The organism is Qipengyuania flavescens (genome assembly GCF_029688735.1).
Lineage (GTDB): Bacteria > Pseudomonadota > Alphaproteobacteria > Sphingomonadales > Sphingomonadaceae > Qipengyuania.
This window is the reverse complement of the sequence record NZ_JARULD010000001.1, coordinates 768,342-783,366: the sequence shown is the minus strand read 5'-3', so window position 1 is coordinate 783,366 and position 15,025 is coordinate 768,342. Positions and strand designations below refer to the sequence as shown.

Below are 15,025 nucleotides of genomic sequence, written 5' to 3'. Positions count from 1 at the left end.
GTGACCAGTGAGACCGTCACGTGGATTGGCACCGCCTTCTCGATCCTTGGGGCCGGGATTGCGATCTGGCAGGCCCATCGAGCGCGCACTGCGGCTGAGAAAGTCGAGGCCGCCCGCAAACAGATCGTTGGCCGGTACCAACATGGGGAATTGGGTGCGCTCGACGGTGTGCTTTCAGCTGCTCTAAGCGCGATGGAAAAGTATGGGCCCGGCAGTAGCGTTACGAGGCTGATTGGGGCCTCTGCTGATAGTGATGCGAACGCCGTTCGGGCTTTCACCGCTGCACTGGATAGGAACACCGAAATGTTGACCAAGGCATTCGGCGGCCACTGCGTACAAGTGCGCGATAGAATCAATCGATTGCTGGATGAATTCGGCGCAGCGCAGACCGATGGAGGCCGCTTGCCCAAGGGGAAGGCGATCTACTTGGAGATCAGCACTTTCAGCGGGAACATCAAGAAAGCTCTAGATGCCGGGACCTTTGCTGATGAAGTCGCCACAGATTAGCGTTCAACGACAGCGCCAAACCAAGCAGATCGGCCATTATCGCTACCCCTTTCTCGGATGGCGGTCGCACCCCTTGGAAACGATGGAATGGCAGCGGGCGGTCCGGCCCTCGCATAGGGCAGGGTTCGATCTGACTGGTCGGATTGTGAATGACTCTGTCCCAAAGCTGACCGTCTTCTTCCGGCCCACTTTCAGACGAGCTGTCTCATTCGTCGAGCAGCTGGATTGCGGGGTGCGTTTCTTACCAACTGGCTGCGGCGGTGAGACTCAATTCTCACCGCCGCATCTTAATAGACTATTTCGAAGCGACTTCCGCTTCAACTTCGGCAACTGGCGCGGCACCTGCAGCGTTCACTTCAGCCTGCTGGGCCATCGGCGCAAGTCCAACCTGGCGAGTGGAGTTGCGCACGGCGTCGGCGCTGATCGCGAGTTCGATAGGACCTTCGGTAGTCGCCATCAACTCGCGCCCCTCAGGAATACGGCCCGACTTGCCGGTGATGAAACCTGCGAACACGCCTGCCAGAAGCACACCGCCTACCGTAGCCATAGTCGCACCTTCCCCCTCCTGACGATAGGTTCCGTCAAGGCGGATCATGCGGCCACCGACCGTCACTTCCTCGAGTTCGATGTCCATCTTTCCGGATTTGCCAAAAGCACCGCGACTTGTGAGCCAAGTGATGCGGCCCTTGGCGGGAGACCCAGCAGGAATCACCACAAAATCGCCCATCATCACATCGCGCGCGACGGTAAGGCGGAAGGTGTCGCCTTCGTCCCACGTCTTGCCCTTAGTCGTCACTTCCTGAGCCATGCGAAGCAGGACTTCGGTATTGGCGGGCAAAATGGCATTGCCAGCCGGTGCCTCATTCTGAACGTAAACGGGCATGGGTGCTGCCTCCTGCGCCTGAACAGCGATCGGCGACAAGACAAGCGCGGCGGTAGCCGCGACAACAGTAATTTTCATTTAATGACCCCCTATTGATCTGGATACTATGACCCCCTGTCGGGCATCCAGATTGCATTCTGGTGCAACCCTTTGCTTAAAAAAGCGAGAACAAAATCGCGGGTAACTTCCGAAGGTGTCTGCTGGATCGAGACGGGACGTGCTCAAACGATCCTATGCTTTGAATTCTTGCGCGCGGCTCGCGGGAAAGGCGAAACTTGAACCGTCCGCATTTGCATCAGTGCGGCAATGGGTCATCAACCTGTTTCAGTTGAACATACCGACGTGCCACATCCGTCCAGAGCTGCTTGCCGCCATCATCGCCTTCAGCATCGAAATGTAGGACACGTTCGGCAATGAAGCGCTCGCCTTCTTCGCCGTGCTCACGATCGACCCACAGTGCCATCGCCCATCGCTCCTGTTCGCGCGTCACAGCCATGACCAGACCCATCGTGCGGCCAAGACCAGCATCCAAATATGGAAAGCCAGCAGCAGGCTGAATTCGGCGTATAGGATGGCTCGTTCGTGGTTCATTGCCTTAATGCCAAGCCCGGCGCTGTTGCTTCACGCTTGTAAGAAGTCCTTTATCTCGACGCGCTTCTTTTCAATCCAGCTATGAATCTCGGTGGCACGCTCATCCGGGTCATTCGAGAAGGAGGCGAAGTCTATATAGGTGAAAAAGTCGGTGACCGGGCGATGCCAATCAGGCCCCGGTTTTCCGCCAATGTCGCCGAGCTCGCCGTCGACTTTGTGATAAACGTGGACGAAGATTTTCGGTGTCTCAGAAACGAAATGCTTCGCATCTTCAAGTTCGCTTCGATACCAGCCACGATCAAGGTGAGGATACCAAATTCCTGCGCCTACCGATACGTTGTCTGGCCATGACGAAGGAGTGGTGATGGGCCGACCGGCGGAGAAGATGCCAGCGCTACTGCTCGCAGAGGCATAATCATATTTTGAGCGGACGGGCAGGCCCTCTTCCAAACGATAGAGCATCGCGTTGACGAAGGCCTCGACCTGAGAGAAGTTCTCGAGAGCTGCGCCAAAAAGGGTCAGATCGTGAGTGGTCGGCTGCTCTTGGGCCAAGTCATGCTCCATTAGAAAATCGAGGAATGCTAGGGATAGTGATCGAGAAAGCGAGTCTGCATCGAGATCGCCTGTTCGTCTCACAATTGAACGGGCGAGACGGCCCCACGACGAAACTCGTCGTTCCAGACCACGGAATACACCGCTTGCAGCGCCTTTCGAAGTGAAATTTGGTGGTGGCGGAGTGTAATGGGTCAAGAAAACGAGCGTCTTCGGCAGGCAAAAACCTGGTTCTTGTTCTTCAGCGAACCACCGCGCGTAGCATTCGAGTTGATTGGCCGCTCGAACGATCTCCTTGGTGTTAGCTTGTGGGTCGTCGCCAGCTCCATGGGCTGCGTCGACTTTATTTTCGAAGACGACCCAATAAATGTCATCGATCTTGACCATCAAGTCTGGTCGCAACCGCTCCGCGATTCCTTCCCGCGCTACGGTATGCTGCGTTAGAACTATTCTCTGTGCGTTCGCCTCGAGAGCGGGCCGACAGTCTTGTCCAGTCAAGTCTTTCAGAACTTCAGCAAACACTTTGTCAGGCAAGGCGCGCAGAATTGCGGCCAGGCATTCGGTCAGCCAATCTTCCATGGCTTCCCGCTTTTCGCGGCTGCGATATTTGAACAGGTCTACGAGAAGAGATGACATTAGCGGGTCAGCACCAAGGTTCGCGGCGGCCGGACCAAGCTCGAGCTAAACCTTCCGCAACGAGCTGGTCTCCAATTGATCGGCCTGAGCGATGCAGCACGGCAAGAGTGCGGCCGTAGCGATCAGTGCCAGAGCGGCTGATTGTGAACGGACCAGCGTTCAATAGCTGAATCAGCCGACTACGTGCGCGAAGCGCCAAGTTTCGCTCAGAGGCACACTTTCCGTTCAATTCCGGCGTATCGATGTCGGCGATACGGATTTTCTCGCCGTCGATCCAAACCGTGTCGCCATCATGGACACAGTGGTCGCGGGGACCTGGTGAGCACACGGCAAGGGCAGCAGCAAGCAGAAGCATGTCGCTGGCTTAGCGGCAGTTTACCAATTTTCCTACTCGGAACAAATGTGGAACAAGGCCGATTTCGATTCGGAGATTGCCATGATTGTTCTAGATGCCCCCATTGTTGCTGCCTTCGCAGCCCTGCTGACTGCCGTCTCGGCGCTGGTCTGGTCACTCAGGCGCAAACCGTGAGCAGCAAACGACTGGATGATATTGGCGATTTCCGACGCCACGGTTACAACTTGCGGGTCGACTGTCGGTCCTGTGGCCGCGTGGCGGTGATCAATCCGACGGTCCTCTTACGGCTATGCAACCGCAAAGGATGGTCGCGGCAGATGGCGTCCGTCGTAGCGCGACTAAGGTGCTCGGGATGTGGCTCAAAGAATGTGCGTTGTGGCCCCGGTTTTGCTTTATCTACGAAGGAATAGAGACACTGTGATCCAACCCACTTTAGACAATACGCAAGCGTTATGCTGATGGCTGGTGGCAAGAGCGTATCGCTATGGGTTCGGTCTCGAGCGCCCTCTTAGCTAGCAACCACACCTGATCTCGGCGTCGACTTTCAGAGTGGTTTCGCGACAATCAACTTTGCCGATGTTGGTGTCGAAAGCGGACTTTGGCGCGATGGCGTGGGTGGGGCCGAGAGCAGACTGGCAGCGTTCTGTCCGATCTCGGACGAACCGGGCTAGTGATACCTTTCCGTAGTTTCTGGTCGCTCGTGAAGCGCTCGCTCAAGCCTCCAACTGTCTCAACGCACGCTCGAAAGCCGAGAAATCATAATCAATGGGGCCGGAGCCGTTTATTGCCTCCATCCACCATCGCGCCCCGTCGATCTCACGCCGGTATGCGCCGGGTGTGCGCACTTGCTGCGGTAATTCGGTCTTGGACGACCAAGCCTCAAATTCTTCGGCTGGTCGGTTCGTCTCCTGCACGATCACATTGTCATGGTCCGGCACCGGACCATCCCAGATCTTTGCGTCTGGCTTAAGGAGTTCGAGCGCGTCTTTCTGCAAGGTCATGCGACGTGCGAATTTAGGATCAAGCAATCGTGCAAATGGTGTGTGTGTATTGATCTCAGCTACGAGAAACGACGAGTCTCTAAACTTGAGATGCCATCCAGGCATAACGGTTAGTCGGAAAGCCGTGCCTTGCTTGAGCCGTTCGCCGATGAACGCTTCAGCTTCCCTTCTCGATACTGCTAGTGTGTTGCGCTGGTATCGAGCCACCCAAGTCGAGTGCCAGGCGTTCCGTCCCCAATATACATGGTAGAGGATTACGGGCGTCGCCAGCTCCAGGTAGTTGGTCGCACGTGCTTCCTCCTCTTGAGCGCGCTTGATCTCAAGCAGCCTGTCTCGCTCAGGCTTTGCAAAACGTTTAACCTCTTCCTCAACCCGATTACTTCTATTCAGTTTGAGCTTCTTGCGCCGCCTGATTTCGGTTTCGACCCGACTGCTCGGGTTCTTTTCAGGCTCGAAGGGCGCTTCGGCCCCAGGACGGTAGTCGTCCAAGTAATAGACGTTGCTCATCAGAGTGAAGAAGCACGACAGCGCTTCGGCGTCCAGCGCAGTCTGTACCAGTCCGCTTGCCACTTCTGCCGATTGCACCGCTGACCAATAAATGACGCCCTACCACTCGCTTGTAAGCATGGCCGTGAGGATCCGCTTGGTCTTGTCCGGATCGGCAGGGTCGTCTGAGCCGTAGCGAAGGTCGGCATCGTAGTAGTCGATCTTCCAGAACATCTCTTCGCCCCAAAGCGTAAGGTCGCCGAAGTCTCGTTCGCCGTGCGGGTCGTTATCGGCATCAAAGGCGTCGTAGGCTGCAAGTGCCTCTGCGAGTTCCGGTGAGTTGTAGCCTGTAATGGAGAGGACGCCCCGTGTGACCATGATGGTGCCTCCGACGCCCTCCTTTCGAAGAGCGTCGTTGAGGCGGGCGATGGCTTCGGCTCGTGGCACCGCGACTTCCGCCACGGCGCTCATCCTCGCACCAGCTTGAGCAGCAGGTCGATTTCCGGCTTGGCAGCAATGCCGAGTTCCGTGGCTTCTCGGACTGGTGCCATGGCGTCTTGGAAGTCGTCGGTCGGCAGAGCCTTGGCGAGCAGGTCGGCCTTGATGACGATCGGGAGGTAGACCCGCTTATTGGCGGTATCGATCTTGAAGCCCTTCTTGCGCAGCTTCGAAGCCAGACCTTGATCGCCCTCAAGCTTGGCGAAGTATCCGGACAGAGCGTCGCGGAACATGAGTTCGAGGTTCAGTTCAGTCGGGCCGGCACCAACCGCTGCTGCAAGCCAGGTATGGTCTTGCTCATCGCGGGCGAACTCGACGATCTCTAGCCATGCATCGCCCCGGCCGATGCGCTTGGTCGGCTTCCAATCGGGACAAGTGACGTAAGGGCTCCACGCCGTGCTCTCGATTGCAAAGGGCTCAGGGGCCACAGCCTTCATCGAGATGGTGATCATCCGCATCAGCCAGTCGCTCAGATGGCCGTCTGCTAAGCGGTAATCGTGCTCCAGCTGCTCGATGTTGGTGACGATACGGGCCGTGATCTTCGGGTCTTTTGCTGCGGCCAAGTTGCTCTGCTCTGCGGTGGACATATCCACGCTCCTTCCACTTCGATGATGTCGGAATGACGGTCAGCAACGCTGCGCCTGCCGCTATGTGCGACTGACCAGCGCGGCCGAATCGAAGTTTACGAGGGTGGTGTGCGGTGATCCACATTTGGAGCGTCAACATACCAAGGGAAGGCCTCAGCGGTCCACTACGGACCTTAGCGAGCCCCTTGTTTTAAAAGCGCAAACGTTCGCCTTCGGGTATGCATTCGGTCTCTAAAACAGGAGTCTGCAATGCAAGTAGTAACCTCATCAACCCATCTTTCGCGAGAAACACCTTCCGGATTTTTCCAAAGCCTGTGTGGCCGCCTGTTTTGGGTCTTCGAGTCCCTTATAGGGCAGGTCGCCGTCCAGCTTGAAGGAGAGGAGTCGCACCATCGCTTTGCCTATCTCCATTTAAACGCGCATCCAGTTCTTGAGGGGCATTGGCGTGGGCCCGTAAAGCTTTTCGTCGGGCCCATTCACACGACAACGCGTCGGGGATATTGTGGAGCCATCATGTGGGACCGCGACCTGTTGTATCTCAAGGCAAACAGCTCAAGTGGACGCGGGGAATATCTCCGCATTTGGCCGTATCGCCAGACATCGCCCTCTCCGCAAAGGCGTTTCTTTCATAGCTGGCGACTCTCGAATGAGGGGTTCGAAGGCGCTCCTTTAACGTTCGAGCAAACCGGGGGCTTGCCTCGAATGTGGCCCTACTCGGAAAACTTCTTCGAAGTTTAATTCGCTGGAGCCAGCGTTACGTGAATCTCAGCGCGCCTGGCTGCCAAAAACCGGCTTCCAGGCGCGCCTTTTCGTTAATATCGCCATCTTACTGCGCCCCTTTTCTACAGTTCTTCCCGCGTAGACATCAGCAACGGTCAACCAGATTGCAATTAGCAACATAAAGGCGTTTCCACATTGACCGTATCTCTTTGCCCTGCCCCACGGAGAACACGGCCTTTACGAGTGGGATCTGATTCTCCAATTGATGGATGCGGTTTGCCAACCACGCCGGATAGTCGCCCTTGTTTGAGCGAAGCTTACCCTTGGCCGGATCGGTCTTGGAAGGCACCAGCTTCAACATAAATTCCGGCGGATGCAGGATGTAATAAGCGAGATGGCTGAGCGAGGCTTTAGTCTGATCGAGCTTGAGGTTGCGATAGGCGAACTTGTAGAACGGGGCCTGCTTATTCCGGAAGAGGCGAGCAGAGTGCTTTCGGGACCGTAGCGTGATGCTCGGGGCACCCAGCGTGTTGGGGTAAGCCCGGCGCTGAGACAATGCCTTGGCGGTCTTCACAGGCGTAAAGTCGATATTTTGGGTGAAGGTGAGCCCGTGGACGTGCAGCCATACATGGTAGGTGTTATCGCGTTCATCACGGATACCAACGATCTGGAGGGCGAAGACACCATGCAGGCCCATGTCCCGGATCAGGCGGTAGGTCTTGTCGATGACACGATCGATCTGCATCTCGGTGATGGTATCCCCGATGATGAGACCGTCGTCATAGCAGCCTGTGAAGAGGAAATGACGAGGCCGGTGGATACCTAGCTTGTCAAGCTTCACATATCGCCTGCGATGGGCGTTGTTGGCATCTATCATGGCGCTGATGGCGTGGAGACGAGCTGTATCGTCTGCGAGCGTTCCCACGGTGACGGGTGGCCCTTGACGAAGATTGGCGGGACGCTTCTTGCGGTTAGGCTTTCCCCTAGGTACCTGAGCCAGGGCGACGCGTGTCCGGTAGGACAGGATGGCCCTCTCTGCCCTGTGCATGGTGATGGTCTTGGCCGTGCTGGGGACCATAAGACACTCCTGTATTTTTCAAGAAAAAAAGCAGCCCCTAGAGCGTGCTAGATGGGTCTAGGGGCTGCGTAGATGTGGTGGATGTGGTGGTTGGCGTGAATCCACCTGCTTTACATAAAATTTCGGCTAGCCCCCGTCCTTGCCAGCCCTCTGCTTGGCGATCTCCGCAGCCTTCTTTTGAGCAACGTATTCGTAGGCGCTATTCTCTGAGATGACGCGCTTCCTCTTTCCGACGAGCCAGCTCTCAATCTCATTAGCGTTTAGGAGGGCGTAGAGATGGCTCTTGCCGCACCCTACGATGACACAGCATTCTTCGACGGTGATTTTACGTTCGAGCATATTCGAGGTCCTTTTTTGAGTCGATGGACCGATCGTACCGTCAAAAATTCGGTCGAAGCTGAAGTCCGCGAAATTGTGGACCGTTGTTGTGAGAATTCACTTTCCAGACTGGTCAACTGATCTCCACGACGCCAGAAGCAGACATATGCAGTCCGCAGTTTTGTGGACCCATGGTGTCTTTGGCGCTATCCTTGATCTCTCTGACCGTTCAGCGAGAGAAGGTGATATGATCAGGGCACGGCGGAAGTTTTCGAAAATCAATCACCTAAGCGTTCGGGAAAAGGCCCAAGCGGACAATGCTTGGAATCGATGCGAACCATTCTTCGAAGAGACGAGTCAACGGTTAGGCCGCTTGGAGCTAGAAGGCATCAGTCGCCACAGCAAAAGCTGGCGAGGGCATTATCTCTCCGAGGTGTACCGCTTTGTGCTTTCTCTTCTCGAACAAAGGGATGTCGATATGCTAAAGCAGGATTTCTACCTGATGGCCGCTCGCGAAAGTAATAACCCAGAGCAGCGCAATCTCTTTAACCTGGCCATTCAGGCGTTCGAAACTGATCATCCGTTCGGCATCAGCAAGCAGAGCCGATCAGAATACGCAAATGCTCTCGCCTACGCATGGAAACATTCCATTCCACACCAGCTAGTTTGGGGCTTCATTCTGCAAATCGGTGGCGTGAAAAAGGCCGCGAAGAAGCAAGGCCAAGTGGATACGATGGAGGATTGGGCAAGGACACCTCCACCTTGGGAAACCTACGCCCCGCTGAACTAGTTTCCGATACAGTATGATGCCCATACGTCCATCAACTCACGCCGTTTCTCCAATGCGCGCCCCCGGCGATATGCGCGCTCCGTGGCGGAGCCCACTGTGTGGGCCAGCGCCATCTCGACAACGTCGCGTGGGAAAACGGTAAGGTCACCAGCAAAATCTCTAAAAGACGATCGCATACCATGCACAGTGACCCGACGCCCCATGCGCTTCAGGACTGCCGACAAGGTCATGTCCGACAGCGAGCCCCCGCGCGGTGCGGGGAACACAACATCGTCCGCCTGGAGCCCGTCGTCGTGCACAGCCCGTAAGATGGACAGTGCCGCATCGCTTAATGGGACTTCGTGCTGTTCCGATGCCTTCATGCGGCCTGCTGGGACTGTCCATAGCTTGGCAGCAAGATCGACCTCCCCCCAAGTCATGCCGCGAACTTCGCCAGACCTTGCCGCCGTCAAAATAGCAAACTCAAGGGCTTTGGCCGCGACGCCTTCACGTTTGCGAAGCTCTATCATGAACGCGGGTATCTCGGCATAAGGGAGTGCCGCATGGTGCTTGACGGTCGCCTTGCTGCGCCTGGGCAGAAACAGCTCAAGGTGTCCGCGCATTCTGGCCGGGTTCTCGCCTGTCCGATAGCCCTTTGCCTTGGCGGCATCGAGCACCTTCTCGATGCGGCCTCGAACTCGCGAAGCCGTCTCAGGCTTCTCTAGCCAGATTGGCTGCACGCACCGCAAAACGTCTTCAGTGTCGATATTGGCGAGCGGTACGTCCGCCATCGGTTCGCCATAGGTGTCCAGCGTGTTGCGCCACTGTTGGCGATGCTTGGGATTGCGGAAGCCGTCCTCGATCTCGGCGACGTACTCTTTAGCAAACTTGCCGAATGTCGTGGGCTTTTGATCCGGCTTAACCCGCTTTCGCCATTCTTCCTTGGGATCCTTCCCATCGAGAATGAGCAGCCTGCCTTCCTTCGCCTTTTCCCGTGCTTTCGCCAGAGTAACATCTAACGCATTGCCAATTCCCAAAGTGCGGCGCTGGCCTTTGTAAGTTCCGATAAAGAACCATGATCGCCCTGATTCTCGTATCCGAAGGTAAAGACCACCGCCATCGGAATACATGCCGACCTTCTTGAGGCTTTCGACCTGTTTCACAGTCAGTTTGTTACGCGCGCGCGAGGACATGGCCACGCCAGCTTAAACGCACAAAAATGCAAATCAAGACAACAATGAGACAACAACCGGAGGCTGGCTTGCGATGGTCTGGCGCGGACCAATCTGGACTCGAAAATGTTGAAAAACCTCGCTTATTGACGCTTTCAGTTGCGCATGGCAGTTCACGGTGGCCCGTAGAAATCCAGTATCTGGCGGAGCAGGAGGGATTCGAACCCTCGATACGGGGTTACCGTATACACACTTTCCAGGCGTGCGCCTTCGACCACTCGGCCACTGCTCCGCATTCCCGTGCGCGCTACCGCTTCGCTGATTGAGCGCGGCAGGTCATCCGGGAAGGCGCGCGTCTAGCGGTGACAGGTGGGAATCGCAAGCCGAAGTGGCAGCGGCCTATTTCGCTTTGCGAAATTAATGGTAGAGTGCTGGTCAGCGACGGTGCTGCGCGGATCAGGCATCCCCTGCGAACACCGTCTCGAAGCCCCTTTCCGCCCTCGAAAACGTGCGGGAAGGGGTTTTCGATTCCCGATGCCGTCGAAACCGAGCGCTCTTGCCTTTCGGCAGGGGCGTGGCATCGTCCATACCATGAACAGACAGTCCATAGCTCTCGCCGCAGCCGTCGCGCTCGCTTTTCCGGTTTCGGCGCAAGAACCGCCGGAGGACGCGGCTTCGCCGAACGAGATCGTCGCCGAGGCTTCCCCGGAGGAATGGGTAACGATCGCCGCTGACGACCTGCTCATCATGACGCTTGCCCCAGATGCCGATGGCAACGAGCGCAAGGTGACCATCCAAATGATGCCCGCGCCCTTCTCGCAAGGCTGGGTGGAGAACATCCGCATGCTGGCCCGCGCAGGCTGGTACGACGGGATCAGCATCAACCGCGTGCAGGACAATTACGTCGTCCAGTGGGGCGATCCAAATTACGACAATCCCGAGGCCGACGGTGCCGCGAAGCCGCTTCCGGACTCGCTGAACGCAGTGCCGGAAGCCGCCTACACCGTGGATGGCGACGCGATCGCCCTGTCGGTAAAGCTGGCGGACAGCGAGCGCGATCTCGCGCTGGAGCGTGGAGACGCTCTGGCCGGCACGGACGAGACGACCGGCATCATCCTGGCGAACGGGCTGGTCGATTCCTATTCGCAGGCGGCCCTGTTCGACAACGGCTGGCCGCTGGCAACCAACGCCGGCGATGCGGCGGAGGGCGAACCCGCGGCGGTCTGGCCGGTTCACTGCTACGGCATGGTCGGTGTCGGGCGCGGGATGTCCCCGGACACCGGCTCGGGCGCGGAGCTTTACACCGTGATCGGCCATGCACCGCGCCACCTCGACCGGAACATCGCGCTCGTCGGGCGGATCGTGGAAGGGATGGAGCACCTCTCTTCGCTACCACGCGGAACGGGCGACCTCGGCTTTTATACGGCCGACGAGGCGGACAAGCGTACGCCGATCCTGTCAATCCGCGTCGCCAGCGATCTGCCGGAAGCCGAGCGGCCGGCTTACGAATACCTCTCCACCGAGGGCGAGACCTTCGCCCGCTACGCAGATGCGCGCGCCAACCGCCGCGATCCCTTCTTCATCGTGCCGGCAGGGGGCGCGGACATCTGCAATATCCCGGTGCCGGTGCGCCGCGTGGGCAGGTGAGCGAGACGCTCGCCTGCACCGCCGAGATCCGGCGCTGGGAAGGCGAGACAGCAGTCTATCACATGGTCACCATCGGCGGCGACATGGCCGAGGCGATCACCATGCACGAGCGACTGCATCGCCTCGAATTCGGCGGCAGGCGGGGCTTCGGATCGGTCAAGGTCTTGGCAGCGATCGGCGATACGCGGTGGAAGATTTCGGTGTTTCCGTCGAAGACCGGCGAATGGTTGCTGCTGGTGGGAAAGAAGGTCCTGAAGGCCGAGGATTTGGCGGCGGGCGACACGGCCAAAATCGCGCTGGAATTGCTGTGAGGCGCGGGCAGCATCATTCGAAGCTGGCATGGGCGGTCGGCGGAGGCTTGCTGGTCGCGGGCATTGCCGGCCTCGCGAGCGCAACAATACCGCATAACGAAACGCTCTGGCACCTGATCGCGGCGCCGGAGGAAGACGGCCTGTGGCGCTTCGAGCGGATCGACGGGCGCGACGTATCGGGCGTCGGCTATTCCGTTCGCGTCCACTGGGGGGAAGTGTCCGGGTGGTACAATGGCTGCAATTATTGCGGGACCAGCGGTGAGGGCATGACGATCTGCACCTTGCAGGCGTGTGTCGAGCAGCCCTCCGACCGGCTCTATTTCCGCTTTTCCCGTGAAAGTCCGCAAATGCGCGTCGACGGCGACCGAATGGTTTTGACCTTACCCAGTCATCGTGCCGAATTGGTCCGCTTCACCGAACGCGTAATCTAGACCCGCTGCATCAGCTCGATGCGGTTGCCGAAGGGGTCCGCGATGTCACCACGGATGAAGCCATCGAGTTTCTTGCCCTGCTTGAAGGGAATGCCAGCCAGCTCGAGACGGGCGATGAGGGCCCGCAAATCCTTTACCAGCAATGCCGGATGCGCGCGGCGGGCGGGGAGGAAACCGTCCTCCACCCCGCAATGGATCGCAACCCCGCCGCCTTTGAACCAGCAGCCGCCGTTGACCGCGAGGTGTGCAGGCTTGGCGATTTCGTCCAGCTCCATGATCTCGCTCCAGAACATGCGGGCGTGGGGTTCGCCGCCATGGGGCATGGCGAGCTGGATGTGGTCGATCCCGGCCAGCTGCGTCACACGCGCTCCGCCTGGGCGATGGAATCGCTGGCCCGCAGCGCGCTGAGGATGCGGGTAAGGTGGGCGAGATCCTGCACTTCGAGATCGATCTCGTAGGTCGTGAAGGGGTGGTCGAGCTGCGTCTGTTCGAGGCTCTTCACATTGACGTGGTTCTTGGCGAAGATGCCGGCCATCTCGGCCAGCGTGCCAGGCCGGTCGTACAGCGTCACCCGCATCCGCCCGACCGCCCCGCGCGAGCGCTTGTTCCAGGACAGGTCAAGCCAGTCGGTATCGATCCCGCTGGCGAGTTGCGCGCAGTCGATCGCGTGCACTTCCACGCCTTCGCCCGGTTTGCGGATGCCGACGATGCGGTCGCCGGGGACGGGGTGGCAGCATTCGGCCAGCTGGAAGCCGACGCCGGGCGTCAGGCCGCGGATCGACAGCGCCTTGCCTTCGCGGGCCCAGTCGGGTTCCTCCGCCATGCCCTCGGTGCAGCCGGGGACCAGCGCTTCCATCACCGCGCGGTCCTCGATCTTGGCGGCGCCGATGGCGTAGAAGAGGTCTTCCTCTTCCTCCAGCTCCAGCCGCTTGAGCGCATCGCGCGTGGCCTTCTTGCCGATCTTGGCAGGCACCCGAAGGGCGATCTCGTCGAACAGTTTCTTGCCGATCTCTGCGACCTCGGCGCGCTCTTTCAGGCGCACCGCGCGGCGAATCGAAGCGCGCGCCTTCCCGGTGACGACGAAGCCCAGCCAGCTCATCTGCGGATCGGCCTGCGGGCTCTTGATGATCTCCACCACGTCGCCATTGTTGAGCTGCGTGCGCAGCGGCATGTGCCGTCCGTTGATCTTCGCGCCGACGGTCTGCGCGCCGAGATCGGTATGCACGGCGAAGGCGAAATCGACCGGGGTCGAGCCCTTGGGCAACTGGAACAGCGCGCCCTTGGGCGTGAAGGCGAAGATGCGATCCTGGTAGATCGCCATGCGCGTATGCTCGAGAAGCTCCTCGGCATCGTGGCTCGCATCGACGATCTCGATCAAATCGCGCAGCCACCCGACCTGCCCGTCCGGCCGGTCGCCCTGCTTGTAGGCCCAGTGCGCGGCATAGCCGAACTCGTTGAGCTTGTGCATCTCGCGCGTGCGGATCTGCACCTCCACGCGCATCGACTTGCCGTAGATCAGCGAGGTGTGAAGGCTGCGATAACCATTGGTCTTGGGCGTGGAGATGTAGTCCTTGAACTTGCCCGGCAGGAACTGCCAGGTCGTGTGCAGGACGCCCAGCGCGCGGTAGCAATCGGCCACGTCCTCGCAAATGACGCGGAAGGCCATGATGTCGGTCACCTGCTCGAAACTGACGTGGCGCTCGGCCATCTTGCGCCAGATCGAATAGGGGTGCTTCTCGCGGCCCGAGACTTCGGTGACGATGCCCGCTTCCGACAAGGCATGCTTCATGTCGAGCGCGATGGCATCGACCTGGCCGCCGTCCTCGCTGCGGATCTGGTCGAGGCGCTGGGTGATCGTCTCGAAGGCCTCGGGCTCGAGCTGTTCGAAGGCCAGCATCTGCATCTCGCGCATGTATTCGTACATGCCCACCCGCTCGGCCAGCGGGGCGTAGATATCCATCGTCTCGCGCGCGATGCGCTGGCGCTTCTCCGGCTTCTTGATGAAGTGCAGCGTGCGCATGTTGTGCAGCCGGTCGCCGAGCTTCACCAGCAGCACGCGAATATCTTCGCTCATAGCGAGCAGGAACTTGCGCAAATTTTCCGCCGCGCGCTCGTTCTCGGGCATCTGCTCGATCTTGGAGAGCTTGGTGACCCCGTCGACCAGCCGCGCGACGTCGGGGCCGAAATTCGCCTCGATATCGTCGATCGTTGCCAGTGTGTCCTCCACCGTATCGTGGAGCAGGGCGGTCATGATCGTTTCCTGATCGAGCTTCAGGTCGGTCATCAGCCCGGCGACTTCGACCGGATGGCTGAAGTAGGGGTCGCCGCTGGCGCGGGTCTGCGTGCCGTGCTTCTGCACCGTATAGACATAGGCGCGGTTGAGCAGCGCCTCGTCGGCGTCGGGGTCGTATTCCTGGACCCGTTCAACAAGTTCGTACTGGCGCAGCATCGTGGACAGGATGTGCGGATTCGCTCGCCTATTG

18 protein-coding genes and 1 tRNA gene are annotated in these 15,025 nt (G+C 58.8%); 6 read left to right on the top strand and 13 right to left on the bottom strand.

The annotated features are described in order from the left end of the window. Positions 1–507 carry a hypothetical protein gene (locus P8R33_RS03830; protein WP_278327661.1) on the top strand — a complete coding sequence of 169 codons (507 nt, stop codon included), beginning with the start codon at positions 1–3 and terminating at the stop codon, positions 505–507. A 295-nt stretch (positions 508–802) separates the two neighbouring features. Here the strand turns inward: P8R33_RS03830 and P8R33_RS03825 are convergent, their stop codons facing one another. The 4 genes from P8R33_RS03825 to P8R33_RS03810 form a co-directional block, all read right to left on the bottom strand. Continuing rightward, positions 803–1,468, bottom strand: coding sequence for a hypothetical protein (locus P8R33_RS03825; protein ID WP_278327660.1), 666 nt, complete (start codon positions 1,466–1,468; stop codon positions 803–805). Between the two features lie 217 nt (positions 1,469–1,685). After that, positions 1,686–1,898, bottom strand: coding sequence for a DUF6961 family protein (locus P8R33_RS03820; RefSeq protein ID WP_278327659.1), 213 nt, complete (start codon positions 1,896–1,898; stop codon positions 1,686–1,688). A 113-nt stretch (positions 1,899–2,011) separates the two neighbouring features. Beyond that, on the bottom strand, positions 2,012–3,169 hold the full coding sequence (locus tag P8R33_RS03815) for a hypothetical protein (protein ID WP_278327658.1): 1,158 nt from the start codon (positions 3,167–3,169) through the stop codon (positions 2,012–2,014). A gap of 7 nt (positions 3,170–3,176) precedes the next feature. Beyond that, complete coding sequence (locus P8R33_RS03810; RefSeq protein ID WP_278327657.1) at positions 3,177–3,524, bottom strand: thermonuclease family protein; 348 nt, start codon at positions 3,522–3,524, stop codon at positions 3,177–3,179. Positions 3,525–3,569: 45 nt separating this feature from the next. Between P8R33_RS03810 and P8R33_RS03805 the strand changes: the two genes are divergently transcribed. After that, entirely contained in the window at positions 3,570–3,698 is a 129-nt protein-coding gene (locus tag P8R33_RS03805) for a hypothetical protein (protein ID WP_278327656.1), read from the top strand. A gap of 539 nt (positions 3,699–4,237) precedes the next feature. Here the strand turns inward: P8R33_RS03805 and P8R33_RS03800 are convergent. The 5 genes from P8R33_RS03800 to P8R33_RS03780 all read right to left on the bottom strand — a co-directional run bounded on the left by P8R33_RS03800 (position 4,238) and on the right by P8R33_RS03780 (position 8,233). Further along, on the bottom strand, positions 4,238–5,095 hold the full coding sequence (locus P8R33_RS03800; protein ID WP_278327655.1) for a hypothetical protein: 858 nt from the start codon (positions 5,093–5,095) through the stop codon (positions 4,238–4,240). A 36-nt stretch (positions 5,096–5,131) separates the two neighbouring features. After that, complete coding sequence (locus P8R33_RS03795; protein WP_278327654.1) at positions 5,132–5,482, bottom strand: DUF3768 domain-containing protein; 351 nt, start codon at positions 5,480–5,482, stop codon at positions 5,132–5,134. Next, positions 5,479–6,096 (bottom strand): hypothetical protein, encoded by a 618-nt coding sequence (locus tag P8R33_RS03790; RefSeq protein ID WP_278327653.1) that lies wholly within the window; start codon positions 6,094–6,096, stop codon positions 5,479–5,481. Before P8R33_RS03790 ends, P8R33_RS03795 begins: the two co-directional genes overlap by 4 nt. A gap of 865 nt (positions 6,097–6,961) precedes the next feature. Continuing rightward, the gene (locus P8R33_RS03785; protein ID WP_278327652.1) at positions 6,962–7,894 is read right to left on the bottom strand and encodes a hypothetical protein; all 933 of its coding nucleotides are present in this window, start codon (positions 7,892–7,894) and stop codon (positions 6,962–6,964) included. Between the two features lie 126 nt (positions 7,895–8,020). After that, positions 8,021–8,233 carry an excisionase family DNA-binding protein gene (locus P8R33_RS03780; RefSeq protein WP_278327651.1) on the bottom strand — a complete coding sequence of 71 codons (213 nt, stop codon included), beginning with the start codon at positions 8,231–8,233 and terminating at the stop codon, positions 8,021–8,023. A gap of 226 nt (positions 8,234–8,459) precedes the next feature. On the opposite strand from P8R33_RS03780, the gene P8R33_RS03775 reads away from it, so the two are divergent. Further along, positions 8,460–9,002, top strand: coding sequence for a hypothetical protein (locus P8R33_RS03775; RefSeq protein WP_278327650.1), 543 nt, complete (start codon positions 8,460–8,462; stop codon positions 9,000–9,002). Here the strand turns inward: P8R33_RS03775 and P8R33_RS03770 are convergent. Together P8R33_RS03770 and P8R33_RS03765 are read right to left on the bottom strand one after the other, a co-directional pair. Next, positions 8,999–10,144: a tyrosine-type recombinase/integrase gene (locus P8R33_RS03770; RefSeq protein WP_278327649.1), complete on the bottom strand. Its 1,146-nt coding sequence runs from the start codon at positions 10,142–10,144 to the stop codon at positions 8,999–9,001. The two genes, P8R33_RS03775 and P8R33_RS03770, sit on opposite strands and share 4 nt — an antisense overlap. A 210-nt stretch (positions 10,145–10,354) precedes the next feature. Further along, a tRNA-Ser gene (locus P8R33_RS03765) sits at positions 10,355–10,445 on the bottom strand. Between the two features lie 299 nt (positions 10,446–10,744). Here P8R33_RS03765 and P8R33_RS03760 point away from each other — a divergent pair. The 3 genes from P8R33_RS03760 to P8R33_RS03750 are packed head-to-tail and all read left to right on the top strand — an operon-like array spanning position 10,745 to position 12,542. Next, a complete protein-coding gene (locus P8R33_RS03760; protein WP_278327648.1) occupies positions 10,745–11,800 on the top strand; it encodes a peptidylprolyl isomerase in 1,056 nt (351 codons plus the stop codon). Continuing rightward, positions 11,797–12,111, top strand: a complete 315-nt coding sequence (locus tag P8R33_RS03755) for a DUF1905 domain-containing protein (protein WP_278327647.1) — start codon at positions 11,797–11,799, stop codon at positions 12,109–12,111. Before P8R33_RS03760 ends, P8R33_RS03755 begins: the two co-directional genes overlap by 4 nt. Next, a complete protein-coding gene (locus tag P8R33_RS03750) occupies positions 12,108–12,542 on the top strand; it encodes an META domain-containing protein (protein ID WP_278327646.1) in 435 nt (144 codons plus the stop codon). Before P8R33_RS03755 ends, P8R33_RS03750 begins: the two co-directional genes overlap by 4 nt. Here the strand turns inward: P8R33_RS03750 and P8R33_RS03745 are convergent. Then, the gene (locus tag P8R33_RS03745; protein ID WP_278327645.1) at positions 12,539–12,904 is read right to left on the bottom strand and encodes a VOC family protein; all 366 of its coding nucleotides are present in this window, start codon (positions 12,902–12,904) and stop codon (positions 12,539–12,541) included. The genes P8R33_RS03750 and P8R33_RS03745 overlap by 4 nt on opposite strands. Then, positions 12,901–14,991, bottom strand: a complete 2,091-nt coding sequence (locus P8R33_RS03740; RefSeq protein WP_278327644.1) for a RelA/SpoT family protein — start codon at positions 14,989–14,991, stop codon at positions 12,901–12,903. The genes P8R33_RS03745 and P8R33_RS03740 overlap by 4 nt, the downstream gene beginning before the upstream one ends. Positions 14,992–15,025 lie beyond the last annotated feature (34 nt).

Bases quoted from the DNA above. Each gene is read 5' to 3' on its own strand.
- P8R33_RS03790 (WP_278327653.1), bottom strand. From the start codon at position 6,096: ATGTCCACCGCAGAGCAGAGCAACTTGGCCGCAGCAAAAGACCCGAAG.
- P8R33_RS03825 (WP_278327660.1), bottom strand. From the start codon at position 1,468: ATGAAAATTACTGTTGTCGCGGCTACCGCCGCGCTTGTCTTGTCGCCG.
- P8R33_RS03775 (WP_278327650.1), top strand. From the start codon at position 8,460: ATGATCAGGGCACGGCGGAAGTTTTCGAAAATCAATCACCTAAGCGTT.
- P8R33_RS03820 (WP_278327659.1), bottom strand. From the start codon at position 1,898: ATGGGTCTGGTCATGGCTGTGACGCGCGAACAGGAGCGATGGGCGATG.
- P8R33_RS03740 (WP_278327644.1), bottom strand. From the start codon at position 14,991: ATGCTGCGCCAGTACGAACTTGTTGAACGGGTCCAGGAATACGACCCC.
- P8R33_RS03815 (WP_278327658.1), bottom strand. From the start codon at position 3,169: ATGTCATCTCTTCTCGTAGACCTGTTCAAATATCGCAGCCGCGAAAAG.
- P8R33_RS03795 (WP_278327654.1), bottom strand. From the start codon at position 5,482: ATGAGCGCCGTGGCGGAAGTCGCGGTGCCACGAGCCGAAGCCATCGCC.
- P8R33_RS03780 (WP_278327651.1), bottom strand. From the start codon at position 8,233: ATGCTCGAACGTAAAATCACCGTCGAAGAATGCTGTGTCATCGTAGGG.
- P8R33_RS03785 (WP_278327652.1), bottom strand. From the start codon at position 7,894: ATGGTCCCCAGCACGGCCAAGACCATCACCATGCACAGGGCAGAGAGG.
- P8R33_RS03805 (WP_278327656.1), top strand. From the start codon at position 3,570: ATGTGGAACAAGGCCGATTTCGATTCGGAGATTGCCATGATTGTTCTA.
- P8R33_RS03760 (WP_278327648.1), top strand. From the start codon at position 10,745: ATGAACAGACAGTCCATAGCTCTCGCCGCAGCCGTCGCGCTCGCTTTT.
- P8R33_RS03810 (WP_278327657.1), bottom strand. From the start codon at position 3,524: ATGCTTCTGCTTGCTGCTGCCCTTGCCGTGTGCTCACCAGGTCCCCGC.